We start from the raw sequence: 18484 nt of genomic DNA, 5'->3' as shown, positions 1-18484 counted from the left end.
CACCGCACCCGCGGCGCCGACGCCGCCGGGCCCGCAACGAAGCGAGGAACACCATGGCACGCACCACCATCACCACCCAAGTCGCCATCATGGGCGCAGGCCCTGCCGGCCTCATGCTCTCTCACCTGCTCGCCACGCAGGGCCTTGAATCGATTGTCGTGGAGATCCGCAGTCGCCACGAAATCCAGAAAACCGTCCGCGCAGGCATCCTGGAACACGGCACGGTGAACCTGCTGGTGGACTCCGGCGTTTCGGACCGTGTGCTGCGCGAAGGCGACCGCCACGATGGCATCGAGCTGCGCTTCAACGGGGAGAGCCACCGGATCGACTTCAAGGACCTCGTGGGCGAGTCCGTCTGGCTCTATCCGCAGACGGACGTGTTCGCAGATCTCGCCGCGCGTCGGGCCGCCGACGGCGGCGACGTCCGCTACAGCGTCACGGACACCTCCGTTCAGGACCTCGAGGGCAAGCCGAAGGTCTGGTTCGCTGATGCCGACGGCCAGGAATTCGAGATTCAGGCGGACTTCCTTGTGGGTGCCGACGGTTCCCGAAGTTACTGCCGGCGCCAGGTACCGGAGGCCTTGCGGATCCAGTATTTCCATGAGTACCCGTTCGCCTGGTTCGGCATTCTGGCTGAGGCTCCGCGGAGCTCGGATGAGCTGATCTACGCCAACTCCGCGCACGGCTTCGCCCTGATCAGCCAGCGCACCGAGAAGGTCCAGCGGATGTACTTCCAGTGCGACCCCAAGGAAAACGTGGCCGAGTGGGAGGACGGGCGCATCTGGTCCGAGTTCGGCAAGCGTGTCAACGGGAACGGCTTCGAACTAAAGGAGGGCCCGGTCCTGGAAAAGATGGTCCTGCCGTTCCGCAGCTTTGTGCACACGCCCATGCGTCACGGCAACCTTTTCCTGGCCGGCGACGCCGCCCACACCGTTCCGCCCACCGGTGCCAAGGGCCTCAACCTCGCCATCCACGACGTCAAGGTGCTGTTCGAAGGCCTCGACTCGTTCTACTCCACCGGCTCCACCGCGCTGCTTGACTCCTACAGCGACCGTGCCCTGGAACGGGTGTGGAAGGCCCAGCATTTCTCTTACTGGATGACGTCCATGCTTCATACGGTTCCTGGCGCCGGCGACTTCGACCGCGCCCGCCAACTCGGCGAGCTGCACTCCGTGGTCTCCTCCCGGCACGCCAGAGCATACCTGGCAGAGTCCTACACCGGCTGGCCGGGCGCGCTCTGAGCCGCGCGGACCGCTTCGTGGGTCTCCTATGGGAATTCCTGCTGGACAAGCCCTGCTCTCCTTCATCGCATAACGGCGGCCACCGCGCCGATCTCGACGAGTGCGCCGGGCACGCCCAGCCCGGCGACAAGTGCCGCGGTCACCAAAGCCGGTTCGTCGGACGCGAGTTCGGATGCGACCGCGCCGTACCCTGCTGCGAGGTCGATGCCATCGACGAAGAGCACAGTCCACTGCACGACGTCGGCGAGGGTCGCGCCGGCCGCGGCGAGAGCGGTCCGCGCGTTCTCGAGGGCGCGGACAGACTGGACGGCCACGTCGCCCTCTCCAACGAGTGCACCGTTGGGGTCGACGGCGTTCTGGCCGCCGACGTAGATGGTGGTGGCGCCGGGTGGCACGATGGCGACGTGGCTGAAGGCCGGGCTCGAGACGAGGCCTTGGGGGCGGATGCGCTGTATGGATGCCATGCCTGTATGGTCTCACCGACCGTCGGCGGGGGGAGGCCTCTTCGATGGACGTATCGGCTGTGAAAGGAAAGAATATGATGGAGCATTTTTTGATCTCACCCCCCAGCGCCTGCGGCACGCCCCTGGGCCATTTGCGCCCGGGCTGACGGTGATGACCGCGCTATCAAATGGGGCTCCCGGTGGCGGGCCGGCGCCCGCTCGCTGCACCACTGCTACCGGTAAAAGCAAATAGACGCAGAGTATGACGGCGGGGATCCTCCGCCGTCGTACTCTGCTGTCGGGCGCCGATGCAGCCCGGCCGCAACCTCCGGATCAGTAGCATCGGGCCAGGACGAAGACGTCCACATAGGCAGCAAGGAGTATTGAATGACGAGAATGCTGATTATGGGTCCGCCCGGCTCCGGCAAGGGGACGCAGGCGGAACGGATTTCGGAACGCCTCGGCGTTGTGGCCATTTCAACCGGCGATATCTTCCGCGCCAACGTCAAAGGCGGAACGCCACTGGGTTTGGAGGCCCGGAAGTACATGGATAACGGAGACTTCGTGCCGGACAGCGTCACGAATGAGATGGTGCGCAACCGGCTCAGCCAGGACGACGCCAAGGAGGGATTTCTGCTGGACGGCTACCCTCGCACGGTCGCGCAGGTGGACTACCTCGACGGAATCCTCGCTGCCGGCGAACAGAAACTCGGCGTGGTCCTGCAGTTGACCGCGGTCGACGAGGAACTTGTCTCGCGCCTTTTGGGCCGGGCCAGGGAAACGGGCCGGAGCGATGACAACGAGAGCGTCATCCGTCACCGGCTGGACCTTTACCACCAGCAGACGGAGGCCGTGGTGGCCAGGTATGCCGGCCGCGGGATCCTTGCCGAGGTGGACGGGATGGGCGGGATCGAGGAAGTCACAGACAGTGTCATGGGCAGGATCGACGACGTGCTGAGCGCGCCCGCCCGCGGACTGTAGGAGGCGCAACAGCGTGTGAACGACGGCGGTCCCTCCCGCCGTCGTTCGCCCGTGGGCGACTCCGAATGATACGTCCCGGCCTGTCTGGACCTGATTCGACGTCCGCCCGGTACTGGCCCGGCCTGAGGTCGACGGCGGGTCCCGGCGATCGAGTTGGTCGAGATCCTGGCCATGTTCAGTAGCTGGCGGGAGTTTCGCCGGCACCAGTCGGGATGTATTCGGCGGCGAGTGCTTCGGAGCCGCGGGCCAGGAGGGCGACGTCGGCGCCCACGAGGATGAAGGCGGCCCCTGCCGCCAGGTAGTGGCGGGCGGTGTCGGGGTTGAAGGCGTTGACGCCGGCGGGTTTCCCGGCGGCTGTAGCGGCGGTAAGGCAGTGTTCGACGGCGGCGCGTACTTTGGGGTGTTCCTGCTGTCCCAGTAGGCCCATGGAGGCGGCGAGGTCGGATGGTCCGAGGAAGATGGCGTCCACACCGTCCACGGCCAGGATTTCCGCGACGGCTTCGACGGCGGCAGCGGATTCGATCTGGACGGTGAGGCTGATGTTTTCTGACGCGCGGGCGAGATAGTCCGGGATACGGTTCCAGCGTGAGGCCCGGGCGAGGGCGGACCCTACGCCGCGGACGCCGTGGGGTGGGTAGCAGGTGGCGTCGACTGCGGCTTGGGCTTCGGCAACAGAGTTGACCATGGGAATCAGCAGGTTCTGCACTCCAATGTCGAGGTACTGCTTGATCAGCACGGTGTCGTTGACCGGCGGCCGGACCAGCACCTGGACCGGGTAGCCGCTAACGGCCTGCAGCTGCGCCAGGATGGATTCGAGGCTGTTGGGGCTGTGTTCGGCGTCGACCAGGAGCCAGTCCAGGCCGGATCCGGCGCACAGTTCGGCGATGAGCGGGCTGCCGGAGCAGACCCACATTCCCGCCAGGGGGCGATTGGCCGCTGCCAGCGCATCGCGGAAGGTGTTGTCCGGTTCTATTCGAAGCGGCATGTGATGGCTCCCAGGGGTCCGTAGTCGGCGTGGACGGTGTCGCCCTTGGACACCCACAGTGGGCGGGTGAAGGACCCGGCGAGGATGATGTCCCCGGCTTTCATACTGTCCCCGTGGGCGGCTATCTTGTTGGCGAGCCAGTGCACCCCGTTGGCGGGGTGGTCCAGGACGCCGGCGGCCACGCCGGTCTCTTCGACGGTCTGGTTTTTGTAGAGGATTGCCGAGACCCAGCGGAGGTCGACGGCGTCGGGCTTGACCGGGTTGCCGCCGATCACCATGGCGCCCATCGCGGCGTTGTCCGCGATGGTGTCCACGATGGTCCGGCCCTCCATTTCGATGCGGGAGTCCAGGATCTCCAGGGCCGGGACCACGTAGTCGGTCGCGTCCAGGACGTCGAAGATGGTGCAGCCGGGTCCGGCCAGGTCCTTCTTCAGCACGAACGCGAGCTCCACTTCCACCCGTGGATGGGTGTACTGGTCCCATTCCACCGAGCAGCCGGTGTCCAGCACCATGTCATCGAAGATGGCGCCGTAGTCCGGTTCGGTGATGCCGGTGGCGGCCTGCATGGCCTTGGACGTGAGGCCGATCTTGCGGCCCACGAGTTTGCGTCCGGCGTCCTCGTTCCGGCGACGCCACAGCTGCTGGACAGCGTAGGAGTCCTCCACGGTCATTTCCGGGTAGCGGGCGGTGAGGCGGGGGACGGGGGTGCGGGTCCGGGCGGCCTGCAGGAGTTCATCGGCGATGGCCTCAATCGTCTTCGCGTCCAGCATGGCTACAACTGCGCCCCTAGCTTGAAGCCCTTTTTCTGTTCAACGGCGCCGGCGCCTTCTCCTTCTGTTGTTCGCGTGTAGGAGAAGCCGTCGGCGCCGACAGTGACGGCCATTTCGGAGGCGTCGGTGCGTTCGATGACGGGCTGGGGGTTGCCGTCCAGGTCCAGGACCAGGGAGGCCTCGGTGTACCAGGACGGGACGACCGGGTTGCCCCACCAGTCGCGGCGCTGGTTGTCGTGGACGTCCCAGGTGATGGTGGGGTTGTCCGGGTCGCCGGTGTAGTAGTCCTGGGTGTAGATCTCGATGCGGTGCCCGTCGGGGTCCAGGATATAGAGGTAGAAGGCGTTGGAGACGCCGTGCCGGCCGGGCCCGCGTTCGATCCGATCGCTGATGCGCAGGGCGCCCATCTTGTCGCAGATCTGGATGATGTTGTGCTTCTCGTGCGTGGCGAATGCGACGTGGTGCATGCGAGGGCCGTTGCCGCCGGTCAGGGCGGTGTCGTGGACGGTCTGTTTGCGGTGCATCCACGCAGCGTACGTGACGCCGTCGGAGTCCTGGATGTCCTCGGAGACGCGGAAGCCGAGGTCTTCGAGGTATTTGCGGCCCTTGGGGACGTCCGGGGTGACCTGGTTGAAGTGGTCCAGGCGGACCAGTTCACCGGCGGAGTAGAGGTCGTAGCGCTGGGTGAGGCGCTCGACGTGCTCGGTCTCGTAGAAGAATTCGTAGGGGAATCCCAGCGGGTCCTCGACGCGGACGGAATCGCCGATGCCCTTGGTGAAGCCTTCCTTGCGGCGCTCCACCCGGCAGCCCAGTTCCTTGTAGTAGGCCTCGGCGGCGTCCACTTCGGCGGGGGACTTCACCCGGTAGGCGAAGGCGGCGACGGCGGCGATGGGTCCCTTGCGGAGCACCAGGTTGTGGTGGATGAACTCCTCCAGGGAGCGGAGGTAGATGGTGGTCTCGTCTTCTTCGGTGACGTGCAGGCCCAGGAGATCGACGTAGAACGCGCGGGACGTGGCGAGGTCGGTGACCACAATTTCCATGTAGGCGCAGCGGACAATGTCCGGGGCCGGGACCGTGGGGGTGGGAACGAAGTTGGTCATCGGGTTCTCTCTTCTTTGAAAGGGTTTTAGGGGAAGGGTTAGCTGTCGCCGGCTGCCGCGGCATCGTCAATGCTGCCGAATTTTGGTGTGTGGACCGTACCGAGGCTGATGTGCACGGCTTGCTGGTCGGTGTAGAAGTCGATGGAGCGGTAGCCGCCTTCGTGGCCCAGGCCGGAGGCTTTCACCCCGCCGAACGGGGTGCGGAGGTCTCGGACGTTGTGGCTGTTCAGCCACACCATGCCGGCCTCGACGTTCTGGGAGAAGTTGTGGGCGCGGGTTAGGTTCTGGGTCCAGATGTAGGCCGCGAGCCCGTAACGGGTGTTGTTCGCCAAGGCGAGGGCCTCCTCATCGTTCTCGAACGGGGTGATCGCGACGACGGGACCGAAGATCTCCTCCTGGAAGATCCGCGCGTCCGGGGCGACGTCGGCGAACACGGTGGGTGCGATGTAGTTGCCTTCCGGGAGGTGGCCGGGGCGGCCGCCGCCAGCCAGGAGCCGGCCTTCGGACTTGCCGATCTCCACGTAGGAGGCCACCTTCGCATAGTGCTCAGGGTGGACCAGGGCACCCACTTCGGTCTTGGGATCGTGCGGGTCCCCGACCACGATGTTCTTGGCCCGGGCGGCGTACTTTTCGCAGAACTCCTCGTAAATGGCGCGTTCGACGAGGACCCGGGAGCCCGCGGTGCAGCGTTCGCCGTTGAGGGAGAAGACACCGAACAGGGCGGAGTCGATCGCGGCGTCGAGGTCCGCGTCGGCAAACACCACGCAGGGGGATTTGCCGCCGAGCTCCATGGACAGGCCCTTAAGGTTTGTTGCAGCGTTGCGGAAGATCGTCTGGCCGGTGGTGGTTTCGCCGGTGAAGGAGATCAGCGGGACGTCCGGGTGCTTGACCAGGGCGTCGCCGGCTTCCTCGCCCAGGCCGTTGACCAGGTTGAAGACACCGTCCGGCAGGCCGGCGTCCTTGAAGATCTGCGCCCACAGCGAGGCCGAGAGCGGGGTGAACTCGGCCGGCTTGAGGACCACGGTGTTGCCCGTGGCCAGGGCCGGGGCGAGCTTCCAGGACTCGAGCATAAACGGGGTGTTCCACGGCGTGATGAGCCCGGCGACGCCGATCGGCTTCCGGTTGACGTAGTTGATCTGGGCGCCCGGGACCTTCATGGCGTCATCGAACTGGGCCACGATCAGGTCCGCGAAGAACCGGAAGTTCTCCGCCGCCCGCAGCGCCTGGCCCTTGGCCTGGGTGATGGGCAGGCCGGTGTCGAAGGTTTCCAGTTCGGCGAGGCGTGCTTCCTGGGCCTCGACGGCGTCGGCAATTTTGTTCAGGACGCGGGCACGCTGCCGCGGCTTCATCTTCGGCCACGGGCCGCTGACGAACGCTTTACGGGCGGCGGCGACAGCGAGGTCGATGTCCTCTTTCTGGCCGGCCGCGGCAGTGGCGTAATTCCGGTTGGAGACTGGGTCCAGGACATCGAAGGTCCTGCCACCCACGGAGTCAACGAACCGGCCGTTGATGTAGTGCTGGATGTGCGTGGGAAGGTCCTGCGGAACGTAGTGGGTGGTGGTAACAGGAGCAGTGAACGTCATTGTTGTCTTCCTAACTGATCTTGCAACGCGGGGTCACTTACGGCCCATGCGGGGGCCGCTAACGGGCGCTAAGTGACCCCGCGTTGCTTTGTGGGAGGGGCTGAGCCTGGGCGAGGTAAGCATCCAGGGTGGCGGATCGGTGCCGGCGGGCGGACTTCTCGATCACGTCCGCGTCTGCGCCGGCTTCGAGGAGCCGCAGCAGCGCTTCGTGCTCGTCCACCGATTCGTGGGCACGGCCGGGAACGAACCGGAACGTCGAAGACCGCAGTGAGGCGAGCCGGTTCCAGCCCCGGTGGACCAGGTCCAGGATGTGCGGGTTGGGGCACTGCTCAAAGAGGATGCTGTGGAAGTCCTGATTCAGCCGCGTGAAGCGGACGGGATCGAAGTGCTCCAGGCATTCGCGCATGTCCCCGTTCACGGCCCGGGCGCGGGCGATCGCCACGGAATCGATCAGCGGCGCGGACAACGCGGTGGCAGCGCCTTCGACGATGCTCAGAGTCTGCATGGTGTAGAGGTACTCGGTGGGATCGATGCCGGCCACGGTGGCGCCGACGTTCCGCTCGAACGTCACCAGCCCTTCGGCTTCGAGGCGCCGGATTGCTTCACGGACCGGGACCACGCTGACGCCCAGGTCTTTGGCGATGGCGGCCAGGACCAGCCGGTAGCCGGGGGAGTACGTCCCGTCCACGATCCGGGCCTTCACGGCCGCGTAGGCCTGTTCGGACTTGCTGGCCGTCGCCCCGGTTTCGGACGCGATTCCCGCTGCGGTGGCCGTTTCAGTCATTGGCTGTGCCTGCTTTCCATGGCTTCCCAGGCCTTGTACCGGGCCTGCCATACCTCGTTCATCGGGTACAGGCCGTCCACGCTGTTGCCCTGTGCCACCATTTCCGCGATGAACGTCTCCTCGCGCTCCTGGCTGATGGAGTCGTCCGCGAGCTCCCCGGCGAGGGCCGGCGGGATCACCAGGATGCCGTCGGCGTCAGCCACGATGATGTCCCCCGGCTGGACGGTGGTGCCGCCGCAGGCGATGGTGATGTCCGTGTCCCAGGGGATGTGCCGGCGGCCCAGCACGGCGGGGTGCGGATTGGCGTAATAGGTCGGCATGTCCATGGCGGCCACGGCGGAGAAGTCCCGGACGCCGCCGTCGGTGATGATCGCCGCAGCACCCCGGACCTGGGCGCGCAGGGCCAGGATGTCACCGATGGTGCCCGTGCCTTTCTCGCCGCGCGCTTCCATGACCAGGATCTCGCCCTCGTTCACGGAATCGATAGCCTTCTTCTGGGCATTGAAGCCGCCGCCGTGGGTTTTGAACAGGTCCTCGCGGTTGGGCACATACCGCAGTGTCCGGGCCAGGCCCACGATCCGCTTTTCCGGGTGGGTGGAGGTCAGGCCGTCGATGCTGACGTTGTTCAGGCCGCGCTTGCGCAGCTGGGAGGACAGCGTGGCGGTGCAGACGCTTTCCAGCTTCGCTTTCAGCTCCGCAGTCAGGACATGCCCGACGGCGGCGCTTTCGTCAGGTGAAAGGCCCGCCGCTTTCCGCGAACCATACGCTTCCTCCCGCTGCAAATCATCAGCCTTGGGCCGGGCGCCGAAGTCAGCAAACGGCGTCATACCTTCCTCCACCCGGGTGGACAGGCGGCCGGTAGTGAGTGCAGCGCTGCCGGCGGCGTCCGTCGTCGTACTCACTTCAACCTCGACGACATCGCCCGGCTTGGCCACGGAGGCGCCGGCCGGGGTGCCGGTCAGGATGATGTCGCCCTCCTCGAGGGTGAGCAGTTGGGACAGATCCGCCACCAGCCGCGCGAACGGGAAAAGCAGGTCCTCCGTATTGTCATCCTGGACCAGTTCGCCGTTGTGCCAGGTACGGATCCGCAGTTTGGCGGGGTCCACGGCGTCTGCAGGGATCAGCCCGGGGCCGATCGGGGTGAAGCCATCGCCGCCTTTGGACCGGAGGTTGGAACCCTTGTCTGCGTAGCGGAGATCGTAGACGCCAAGGTCATTGCTCGCGGTCACCCACTCGACGTGGCTCCAGGCATCCTCCAGCCCGACCCGCCGGGCGGGTTTGCCGATGACCAGCGCGATCTCGCCCTCAAAACCTAGCAGTTCACAGCCGGCCGGACGCTCCACAACGGAAGGGGCATCTGCCGAACCGAACGCCAGGGAGGACGGCGGCTTCAGGAAGTAGGAAGGCTGCCCCGGCGTGCGGCCGCGCTGCGCTGCCCGGCTGGGGTAATTGACGTGCACCGCGATGACCTTGCGGGCCGCGGCCAGGGTGTGGTCGGTGACCTGTTCCAAAAACTACTCCTCATCGAGTACGAAATCGTATACGAAGCAATATTCCAGATAACTCGGGCGGCGTCAATGGGCGTGTCCTTTGCATGGCCTTGCCGGTCAGTGGAGGCGCGCGGTAAGGCACGCTCGCCGCGGAGTCGCTGCGGCAGGGGTTCGCCTGCACAATCTGGCCACCGCCGTCAGCGGTTTGAAGCTGGTGACGGCCAACGGCGCCTCCGGCTGCCTCAAAACCGAGGGGCCCCAGTCCCGGCTCATTGAGCTGGCCGGGAAGTGGCCCGCCAACTGAGCTGTCTGGGCATCAACCTGCGTAACGCAGTCAATACGGTCAACCCGGACGCCATTCTCCTCGATGGGTTCCTGGGCATTCTGCACGCACTGTCGACTGAGACGCTGGACGGCATGCTCCGCACCCAGGCCCTGGACGAGGTGGCGGGCCCGGCAAAGATCTACCTTGCCGCGACGGAGCGCTGAGCGCGCCTTTGGGCGGCGCCTCCCCGTGGGCGAGCGTGCCCCGGGTTAGTGCTAACGGCGCTGCTGTCGGTATCGACCGCGGCCATAGAATGTTGGACACCACCTTGTCTTCCACCGAAGGGTCCCCCGCATGGGCAACACCATTGACCGACGCCTGCCACGCCTGGAAGACGTGGCAGCGCGGGCCAAGGTGTCCCACCAGACGGTCTCGCGTGTCATCAACAACCACCCCAATGTCAGCAGTGCCACCAGGGAAAGGGTGCAGGCTGCCATTGCGGAACTCGGCTACCGGCGCAATACCGCCGCCAGAAGCCTGGTCACCCGGCGGTCGCAAACCATAGGTGTGCTCGCGGCCGAAATGGGGCAGTACGGTCCTGCCAATACTCTTCTGGGAGTCCAGCAGGCTGCCCGGGAAGCTGGCTACTTTGTGAGCATCGAGGCCATCAAGGAGGCCGGGGCGGGTGCCATCTCGGACGCCGTCCGCCATCTCACGGACCAGGGCGCGGACGGGATAATCGTCATTGTGCCCCACGGCGGTACCGTTCAGGCGCTGGAGGGCTTGACCCTGGACGTTCCCGTGATCCTTGTGGGTGCGCCGGGTGGGGGGCTCTTCAGTGGAGCGTTGGTGGACCAGAAGCTTGGCGCGCGCCTGGCGGTCTCGCACTTGATCGACTTGGGCCACCGCCGGATCGGCCATATTTCCGGGCCCCAGGACTGGGTGGACGGCAGGTCACGTGCCGAGGGATGGGGTGATCGGCTCCGCGAAGCCGGCCTGCCTGACGACCTTTTGATCGAAGGCGACTGGAGCGCCGGCAGCGGGTACCGGATCGGCCGGCAGCTTGCCGCTGAGCGCACAGTGACGGCCCTGTTTGTGGGCAACGACCAGATGGCCCTGGGCCTGCTGCGCGCTTTTAGCGAAGCGGGGGTCCGCGTGCCCGACGACGTCTCCGTGGTGGGCTTCGACGACCAGCCTGAATCGGGCTACTTCACGCCGCCGCTGACCACCGTGCGCCAGGACTTCGAGGAACTCGGCCGGCGCTGCATGAATGTCATGCTGGGCGCCCTTGAGGGCGGCGGGGGCGCAGGCACCATCGTGGTGGAGCCGGCGCTCGTGGTCCGCAGCAGCACGTCCGCCCCCGGCTGATCCCTTCCTGATCCTCCCAGCCACCATCCGGCACTTGACGTTCCATTTGTTAGCGCTCACAATTGATGAAGGCCGCTAAGTAGCCGGCTCCCTATCGGAGGACTTTTATGGACGTCACAGTGGACGGTACAGAAGGTACAGACAACTACGTTATTGGTGTGGGGTACCGGACGCTTTCGGAGCGGGCTGTTGTGGTCCGGGTGCGTGAGCTGCTGGCCATCGACGAGGGGACCACCATCAAGCTGTTCAAGAAGGAACTGGCGTGGAACGCCGCCTACTACAAGCTGGCCGGCGGCCTGTGAACGGCCTCGAAATTCAGCTCGTCTCGGGGGACTACGCCGCCGCCGTTGTCCAGCGCGGAGGCGCCCTGCGGCGGCTGGTCTACCAAGGCCGGGATTTGGTGGTGCCGTTCGACGCCGGTGCGCCCATCCCTGACTACCGGGGGATCATCGCCGGGCCGTGGCCCAACCGGATCGCCGATGGCATCTACCGCTTTGCCGGCGTCGAGCACCATTTGCCGATCAACGAACCCGAGCGGGGCACCTCACTGCACGGGCTCGCCTTCGACCGTTTGTGGACCGTTGAACGCAGTGATGCCGACGCACTGAGCCTGTCCTGTGAGATCGCGGGGGCCGCAGGATATCCGTTCCACCTTCGGCTCCTTCTCGATTACGAGCTGGACGAGGCCGGGCTGCACACCACGGTCACGGCAAGCAACATCGGCTACGAGGCGGCCCCTTACGGCGTGTGCCCGCACCCCTATCTGCTGGCCGGACCTGCGCCCTTGGATGAGTGGGAAGTCCAGATCCCCGCGGGGTCGTTCCTCGAGGTAACGCCGGACCGGCTGCTGCCGGTCACCACGCAGACGGTGCAGGGCCATCAGTTTGATTTCCGTGCGCCGAGGGCAATCGGCGCCACACAGATCGACCACTCCTTCACCGATCTTGAGTTCGACGACGGCGGCCGCACGCAGCTGATTGCCAGGGACCCTGGCGGAACCGGAGTAGGCATGGCCTGGGACCGGGCCTGCCCTTGGCTGCAGGTACATACCGCAGACAAGCCTGCTCCCGCGGCAAACCGGCTGGGCCTGGCGGTTGAGCCGATGACCTGTCCACCGGATGCCTTCAACAGCGGCCAGGACCTCGTGCAGCTGGGGCCGGGCAGCAGCCACCAGGCCGGCTGGAGCATCTTCGCCGCCTGATGTCTGATGCCTCGTGGTTGTGGCGTTGACACGCGCTCAAGCGGCCGCCCCGGCGTGTGCCGGTGTCCTGAGGGTGGACGGAATCTCCCACAACGAATTTCCAGGGTGTGGAGGACCCAGCGCAGATCGTGATCCTGGAGCGCAGGACCATCCAAACCCTCGAGGTTACGGCGGACGCCTGGGTTCTCAGCCCTGAGCTGTAGCCACTACGCGTTCACCGTTGAAGTATTCGAGGTGCCAGCCCTCGGTGGCATGGTGGTGGGCCAGATTCAACACCGCGTTGTCGATCCTGTGCAGGGTGCGGCCGATAGCGCGGTTGAGGCTGACCCGTAGGAGCGTGCCGTGGGCGACCACCAGGACGCGGCGGCCGGGGAATTCATGGGCCAGTGCTTCCAGTGCCCCCAACCCGCGAGTGGCCGCGTCATCCTCGGTTTCGGCGCCGCGGTAACCGCCGGGGATGCGCACGGCCTCCAGCTCGAGGCCGGCCTGCAGGCCCTCGGCCTGTCCGAAGCTGCGTTCGGCGAGCGACGGAATATGCCGGGTAACGCTCAGCCCCAACCCGTCTGCTATCACCTTGGCCGTTTCCGCGGCCCGGCTAAGCGGCGAGGACACGATCGCGTCCCACTCATAGTCAGACAGGACGCCAACGGCGTCGCGCGCCTGGCCACGGCCGACGTCGTTCAGCGGAATGTCGGTGGCCCCCTGGAGCCGACGCTGCGCATTCCAGTCTGTCTGGCCATGACGGATCAGGGCGAAAGTCGTAAGGGTCATGATGTCTATTCTCCCTGACGGCGGGCACGGACCGGGCAGCCGGAGGGGCGGGATCAATGAGGTGCCCACTCGGGACCAGACTATGCAATGACCCTGCGGCGGTGAGGAAGTTGCGCGTTCCATGCCGTGTCCTGGCTGCACGGCGATGCGGCACGGGGCCCTGCTGATAGCCGGGCAGCTGCTTCCGTGTCAGGATCAGGTATGCCACACCGCCTGATGCTGCTTGATACTGCGTCCTTGTACTTTCGCGCGTTTTATGGCTTGCCGGACACGATCCGACGCGCTGACGGAACGCCGGTGAACGCGGTTCGCGGCCTCCTGGACATGATCGCCCGCCTCACCACGGATTACGGGGCAACGCACCTGATTGCTTGCTGGGACGACGACTGGCGTCCACAGTGGCGCGTGGACCTGATCCCGACCTACAAGTCGCACCGGGTCGCCGAACGTGTAACGGATGCCCCCGACGTTGAAGTGGTCCCGGACGCGCTTGAGGCGCAGCTTCCGATGATCCGCCGCGTCCTTGAACTCGCCGGCATCGCAATCGTGGGGGCCGCGGAACACGAAGCTGACGACGTCGTCGGCACCTACGCCAGCCACGCGGACCTTCCCGTCGATGTGGTCACGGGCGACCGCGATCTTTTCCAGACAGTCGATGATGACCGCCAGGTGCGGGTGATCTACACAGCGCGCGGCATGAGGAACCTCGAAGTCGTGACGGACGCCGTCGTCGTCGGGAAGTACCGCGTGCTGCCCGAACAATATGCCGATTACGCGACCCTCCGCGGGGATGCCTCCGACGGGCTGCCAGGTGTTGCCGGCATCGGTGAGAAGACCGCTGCGTCGCTCCTGGGCGAGTACGGCACCCTGGAGAATTTGCTCGCCGCCGCCTCGGACGGGGGAGGCGGGGTTTCCGCGCCCGTGCGGTCCAAGCTCGCCGCGGCCGCGGACTACCTGACAGTCGCGCCAACAGTGGTGAAAATCGTGCGCGACCTCAAGCTTCCCACCCTCGAGGAAGCGGGAGCACAGCTGCACCCGGTCGACGGCGAATCGCGCGCCGAACTGGAGCGTCTCGCCCTCGAATGGAACCTGGGAGGCTCGGTCAAACGGCTGCTTGTCGCGTTTGACCGACAATAGCGGTCACTGCGCATTCGCCCTGCTAGACCGGCTGGGGGATGCTCCACTCCGGCCACGGCTCGTCGACCGGTGCCTGTAGCCAGCTCCACTCCGGCAAGGGATCTGCCGGGCGCAGCTCCTTGGGCGGTTCGCCGGGCAAGATGTCATCGGACATGGGCGGGCCAAGTTCCGGGTGGCTCAGTTGGCTCATGATGTGGGGTGGCCAGTGGGGTTGTTCCCAATCCTGTTGTTCGCTGGCGTACTGGCGGCCGGAGGGGGAGATCCAGCCGGGAGGCTTGCCGGCGCTGGCCTCGGTGGGTTTCCATGCGGTGGTGTGTTTCAGCCTGTGGTGTTTGTGGAATGGCTGGCCGAGGTTGCTGACGCCTGTGGTGCCGCCGTCTGCCCATGAGAGAAGGTGATCGGCTTCATTGTCCAGGGATTAGTGGGTGCAGCCGGGGAACGGGCATTTCCCGTCCCGCAGACGGAGCCACTGCCGCATGCTCACGGGGATGCGGTAGCTGGTACGCCCGATCTCCAGCGGTGCCCCGTCGCGGGGATCGGTCAGAACACGGTGGAACGACGTGGAACTTTCGGCCATCAGCCGGCTCGCCATGGAGGCCGGGATTGGCCCGTATCCGTCCAGCATGGCGGGTTCATCGGTGAGGCCCATAAGGGCGAACACCGGCACGGTCATAAGGACCTGCGCTGACGGTGACGGGGCGTCGTCGGTTCTGCCGCCCAGCCAGGCAGCGGCGGTGTCGGCGCGGAGTTGGCTCAGCGTCCGGTCCTCATCGGGGCCTTGGAGGGCCCGCGCTGTTCGGTGCGTCGGGATCCAGGAAGTGCGCCTCCAACGCCGCCGCGCCGGTGGGATCCAGATTGACCGTTTCGTCGACAACGATCCGGGCATGCTGCCACGAGATGTCTCCGGCCTGCAGGGCAGCCAGCGTCAGCGGCAGGGTGGTGGTCAGTTCGTGGGCCTCGGATAGGAGCACACCGGCCGTCCGCTCGCTGACCGTCAGCACACACGCTACTTCTGCGACCACGGACATGTCCTGCGCCAGGCGGTCCTGCCGCAGCGCTTTCGGGGAGGCCATCGCCCGTGTGGTGTCTGTGAATCCCGCGGCGGCCTGGACCACCAGGGCAGCCGTCGCAGCTTGCAGCCGTGCAGCCTCCGCGAGGGTGTCCAGCCAGCCGTCAGACTGCTGCCGCAGCGGATCCTGATCCCCTGGACCGGTGAAGCCTGCGCCAGGGATCATCTCAGCAAGCGCAGAGACAGACGCCTTGATGGCCTCCAAAGCCTCCACCGCCGTTGTCCTTTTCATATTTACATCATCTTGCGAGGCACTGACATTTAAGGGTCCCCGCGGACCTGTCCCGAGGAACCCGGCGAAAGAACTTCGGCTACCCGCTGGCTGGGGGCCGATACGCCATGCTGTGGCGGTCCTGGAACGGCGCCGCCATGCTCCGACGCGCTTGCTGCTCAGTCAGGGGCCGGGAGGAACCGGCCGTTCCTGATGCGCGACGGGCCAAAGGCGACAGTGAGCGGGGCAATGGTCCGCGGTCCGCGTTCCCGCGACAGAGGCCGGCCGACGGCGACATGGGGGACCCAGTGCGGGTAGCGGTAGCCCAACGCCGGTGAGCTGAGGATGAAGTCGTCCACATTGTCCACGAGCAGCCGATCCAGCAGATCATGCAGGCCCTGCACCAGGGACTCCCGGAAGTCGTGCACCCGACCGGGTACGTCCACTTCCAGTCCGGAGATTCCTCCGCCGCCCAGCACGATCAGTTGTTCCGAGGTCCCCGTAAACCCGTCCAGCACGGGCAACTCTTGCAACCAGCCCGCGGTGTGCCGGACGGCGTCACCGGCAGTGGTGGTCCCCTTGGTCCAGTCCGCGACGTCCTGTGCAAAATCAGCCAGGATGCCTATATGCAGCAGCGTCAGGTGCAGCCCCTGCGGACTGCGCAGGGCGTTGACATACGTGCCCAGGCCCTCATAGTCAGAGGGTGCTGATCCCACGGCCAGGACCGGAACCTCCACGGTGATGCGCGGCAGCGGCTGCACGAGGACCTCCTCACAGTGGCACTTTGGGCTCTGGCTGCAATTGTCCACCCAGTGGCCGTCGCGTCCGGTGCTTGCTCTTGCCCTTGCGCCCGCCAGGGTGTCGAATCAAAGAACACGATTAGGCCCGGTGCATGGCAAAGATGCCAGGAGGTTCCCATGTCAGTGAAAGGCGCAAAGGAAACGGCGCGGACGCCGGGGCGTGGAGGGCCGGAAGTGCGCCGGGCTGATGCTGCCAACGGCATCGCGGCAACGGATTCCAAGCAGGTACGCAACGTGGCGCTGGTGGGGCATTCGGGCGCCGGCAAAACCCTGCTGGTCGAGGCGTTGCTGGCCGCCCACGGCATGATTACGCGCAAAGGCTCCATCGCGGAGGGCACCACCGTGAGCGACTCCGACCCGTCAGCGGTGCGGCAGCAGCGGTCGGTCACGCTGTCCCTGGTTCCGCTGCTCATCAACGGCGTTAAGGTGAACCTCCTGGATACGCCGGGGTATCCGGACTTTATCGGCGAACTTCGGGCGGGGCTGCGTGCTGCGGACTCCGCCCTCTTTGTTGTCTCCGGCGTGGACGGTATCGACGCCACCACTACGGCGCTCTGGGGCGAATGCGAACGCCTCGGCACGCCGCGGGCCGTGGTCATCTCCCGCCTTGACCACCCCCGGGCAGATTACGACGGCGTCCTGGCCGCCTGCCAGCAGGCGTTCGGCGAATCGGTGCTCCCGCTGTACGTCCCGGTCAGGTCCGGTGGCGAAACCACCGGGCTGCTGGGATTGCTGACTGGCACGGTCTCGGACTACTCCGCCGGCGAGGCGGACGCCGGTTCCCGGGACGCTGACCCCGGCGAGCGCGTCGGTTCCGAGGGCGGCGCCCGCGGCCGCCTTATCGAGGGGATCATCGCCGAAAGCGAGGACGAGACCCTGATGGACCGGTATCTGGGTGGTGAGGACGTCGATACTGATGTCCTCACCGCCGACCTGGAAACCGCCGTCGCCCGTGGTTCCTTCTTTCCGGTCCTGCCCACCTCGGCTGTCACCGGGCTCGGCACGGCGGAACTCCTGGAAATCCTGACCACGGGTTTCCCATCGCCGGTGGAAGGCGGCCTCCCGGCGGTGACTGACCTGGCCGGCGCTCCCGCGGCGGCTCTGGCCTGTGACCCGGACGGGCCGCTGGCGGCTGAAGTGGTCCGCACCACCATTGATCCGTTCCTGGGCAGGGTCTGCCTGACACGGGTCTTTTCCGGCACGTTGCGTGCTGACACTCCCGTGCACGTTGGCGGGCACGGGCTCGGGGACCGGGGCCATCAGGACCATGACACCGACGAGCGCCTCACCCACCTGTATTCGCCGCTGGGCCCCAACCTGCGTCCTGTGGCGCAGTGTGTGGCCGGTGACATCTGCGCGGTGGCGAAACTGGGGAGCGCTGAAACCGGGGACACCATTTCGGCCAAGGACCAGCCGCTGCTGCTGGCCACCTGGGAGATGCCGGAGCCGCTGATGCCGGTGGCAGTCGAGGCGGACTCGCGCAGTGACGAGGATGCGCTGGCCCGAAGCCTGGCGAAGGTTGCCGCCGGCGATCCAACGCTGCGTGTGGAGCGGAACGCGGAAACACACCAGCTGATCCTCTGGTGCATGGGGGAAGCCCACGCCGAGGTGGTGCTGGACAGGCTGCGCGACCAGGGCGTGAAGCTGCACACCATTGGCGTGGTGACGCCGCTGCGGGAAACGTTCGCAGCGCCGGCCACGGGCCACGGCCGGCACGTCAAACAGTCGGGCGGCCACGGGCAGTATGCCGTCTGCGACATCGACGTGGAGCCGCTGGACCGTGGCGGCGGGTTCGAATTCGTCGACAAAACAGTGGGCGGGGTGATCCCTGGAACATTCATCTCTTCCGTCGAGAAGGGGGTGCGGGCCCAGATGCAGAAAGGGTTGGCTGCCGGGTTCCCCGTGGTGGACCTGCGCGTAACGCTGGTGGGCGGCAAGGCCCACAGCGTTGACTCATCCGACGCCGCCTTCCAGGCCGCCGGCGCGCTGGCGCTCCGGGAGGCCGCCGCGGCCGGTCGCATCCAGCTGCTCGAGCCGGTTTCCTCGGTCAGCATCACCGTGTCCGAGGCGCACGTGGGTGCCGTGATGAGTGACCTCTCAGCACGCCGCGGCAGGCTCACCGGTACGGCCACCTCCGGTAGTGAGCTGACCGAAATCAGCGCGGAAGTCCCTGACCAGGAACTGCTGAAGTACGCCGTGGAGCTGCGGGCGCTGACTGCCGGGACCGGCCGGTTCCGGCGCCGGTACCTCCGGCATGACCCGGTTCCCAGCAGCTGACGAACGCC

17 protein-coding genes and 1 pseudogene are annotated in these 18484 nt (G+C 66.3%); 8 read left to right on the top strand and 10 right to left on the bottom strand.

Annotated elements, in window-relative coordinates:
* Positions 1-53 precede the first annotated feature (53 nt).
* Positions 54-1241: a 4-hydroxybenzoate 3-monooxygenase gene (locus DAD99_RS20060; protein ID WP_193342953.1), complete on the top strand. Its 1188-nt coding sequence runs from the start codon at positions 54-56 to the stop codon at positions 1239-1241.
* Between the two features lie 62 nt (positions 1242-1303).
* Here DAD99_RS20060 and DAD99_RS20055 read toward each other — a convergent pair whose 3' ends face one another.
* Positions 1304-1705: a RidA family protein gene (locus DAD99_RS20055; protein WP_193342952.1), complete on the bottom strand. Its 402-nt coding sequence runs from the start codon at positions 1703-1705 to the stop codon at positions 1304-1306.
* Positions 1706-2071: 366 nt separating this feature from the next.
* On the opposite strand from DAD99_RS20055, the gene DAD99_RS20050 reads away from it, so the two are divergent.
* Positions 2072-2665: an adenylate kinase gene (locus tag DAD99_RS20050; protein WP_375372281.1), complete on the top strand. Its 594-nt coding sequence runs from the start codon at positions 2072-2074 to the stop codon at positions 2663-2665.
* Positions 2666-2840: 175 nt separating this feature from the next.
* Here the strand turns inward: DAD99_RS20050 and DAD99_RS20045 are convergent, their stop codons facing one another.
* From DAD99_RS20045 to DAD99_RS20020, 6 genes are read right to left on the bottom strand one after another with little or no spacing between them, the layout of a single operon-like run.
* A complete protein-coding gene (locus DAD99_RS20045) occupies positions 2841-3650 on the bottom strand; it encodes an HpcH/HpaI aldolase/citrate lyase family protein (protein ID WP_193342951.1) in 810 nt (269 codons plus the stop codon).
* Entirely contained in the window at positions 3635-4420 is a 786-nt protein-coding gene (hpaH, locus tag DAD99_RS20040; RefSeq protein ID WP_193342950.1) for a 2-oxo-hept-4-ene-1,7-dioate hydratase, read from the bottom strand. The genes DAD99_RS20045 and hpaH overlap by 16 nt, the downstream gene beginning before the upstream one ends.
* A gap of 2 nt (positions 4421-4422) precedes the next feature.
* On the bottom strand, positions 4423-5520 hold the full coding sequence (gene hpaD, locus DAD99_RS20035) for a 3,4-dihydroxyphenylacetate 2,3-dioxygenase (RefSeq protein WP_193342949.1): 1098 nt from the start codon (positions 5518-5520) through the stop codon (positions 4423-4425).
* 38 nt (positions 5521-5558) lie between these two features.
* Positions 5559-7103 (bottom strand): 5-carboxymethyl-2-hydroxymuconate semialdehyde dehydrogenase, encoded by a 1545-nt coding sequence (gene hpaE, locus DAD99_RS20030; RefSeq protein ID WP_193342948.1) that lies wholly within the window; start codon positions 7101-7103, stop codon positions 5559-5561.
* 58 nt (positions 7104-7161) lie between these two features.
* The gene (locus DAD99_RS20025; protein ID WP_193342947.1) at positions 7162-7887 is read right to left on the bottom strand and encodes a GntR family transcriptional regulator; all 726 of its coding nucleotides are present in this window, start codon (positions 7885-7887) and stop codon (positions 7162-7164) included.
* Positions 7884-9398: a fumarylacetoacetate hydrolase family protein gene (locus DAD99_RS20020; protein WP_193342946.1), complete on the bottom strand. Its 1515-nt coding sequence runs from the start codon at positions 9396-9398 to the stop codon at positions 7884-7886. Before DAD99_RS20020 ends, DAD99_RS20025 begins: the two co-directional genes overlap by 4 nt.
* Before the next feature lie 267 nt (positions 9399-9665).
* Here DAD99_RS20020 and DAD99_RS20015 point away from each other — a divergent pair, with 267 nt between their 5' ends.
* The 4 genes from DAD99_RS20015 to DAD99_RS20000 all read left to right on the top strand — a co-directional run bounded on the left by DAD99_RS20015 (position 9666) and on the right by DAD99_RS20000 (position 12211).
* Positions 9666-9866, top strand: a complete 201-nt coding sequence (locus DAD99_RS20015) for a hypothetical protein (RefSeq protein WP_193342945.1) — start codon at positions 9666-9668, stop codon at positions 9864-9866.
* 130 nt (positions 9867-9996) lie between these two features.
* Positions 9997-11010 carry a LacI family DNA-binding transcriptional regulator gene (locus tag DAD99_RS20010; RefSeq protein WP_193342944.1) on the top strand — a complete coding sequence of 338 codons (1014 nt, stop codon included), beginning with the start codon at positions 9997-9999 and terminating at the stop codon, positions 11008-11010.
* Positions 11011-11117: 107 nt separating this feature from the next.
* Entirely contained in the window at positions 11118-11312 is a 195-nt protein-coding gene (locus DAD99_RS20005) for a hypothetical protein (protein WP_193342982.1), read from the top strand.
* Positions 11309-12211, top strand: coding sequence for an aldose 1-epimerase family protein (locus DAD99_RS20000; RefSeq protein ID WP_193342943.1), 903 nt, complete (start codon positions 11309-11311; stop codon positions 12209-12211). Before DAD99_RS20005 ends, DAD99_RS20000 begins: the two co-directional genes overlap by 4 nt.
* 186 nt (positions 12212-12397) lie before the next feature.
* On the opposite strand, the gene DAD99_RS19995 is transcribed toward DAD99_RS20000, so the two are convergent.
* Complete coding sequence (locus DAD99_RS19995) at positions 12398-12982, bottom strand: histidine phosphatase family protein (protein ID WP_193342942.1); 585 nt, start codon at positions 12980-12982, stop codon at positions 12398-12400.
* A gap of 201 nt (positions 12983-13183) precedes the next feature.
* Between DAD99_RS19995 and DAD99_RS19990 the strand changes: the two genes are divergently transcribed.
* Positions 13184-14119: a 5'-3' exonuclease gene (locus tag DAD99_RS19990; RefSeq protein WP_193342941.1), complete on the top strand. Its 936-nt coding sequence runs from the start codon at positions 13184-13186 to the stop codon at positions 14117-14119.
* A gap of 22 nt (positions 14120-14141) precedes the next feature.
* On the opposite strand, the pseudogene DAD99_RS19985 reads toward DAD99_RS19990, so the two are convergent.
* Together DAD99_RS19985 and DAD99_RS19980 are read right to left on the bottom strand one after the other, a co-directional pair.
* Positions 14142-15354 (bottom strand): annotated as a pseudogene (locus DAD99_RS19985) (HNH endonuclease signature motif containing protein).
* A gap of 224 nt (positions 15355-15578) precedes the next feature.
* Positions 15579-16160 (bottom strand): hypothetical protein, encoded by a 582-nt coding sequence (locus DAD99_RS19980; RefSeq protein ID WP_193342940.1) that lies wholly within the window; start codon positions 16158-16160, stop codon positions 15579-15581.
* Between the two features lie 156 nt (positions 16161-16316).
* Between DAD99_RS19980 and DAD99_RS19975 the strand changes: the two genes are divergently transcribed.
* Complete coding sequence (locus DAD99_RS19975) at positions 16317-18476, top strand: elongation factor G-like protein EF-G2 (RefSeq protein WP_193342939.1); 2160 nt, start codon at positions 16317-16319, stop codon at positions 18474-18476.
* The last annotated feature ends 8 nt before the right edge of the window (positions 18477-18484 follow it).

The organism is Pseudarthrobacter sp. AB1 (assembly GCF_014926485.1).
Lineage (GTDB): Bacteria > Actinomycetota > Actinomycetes > Actinomycetales > Micrococcaceae > Arthrobacter.
The sequence above is the reverse complement of the archived record's forward strand: the minus strand, read 5'-3'. Positions and strand labels throughout refer to the sequence as shown.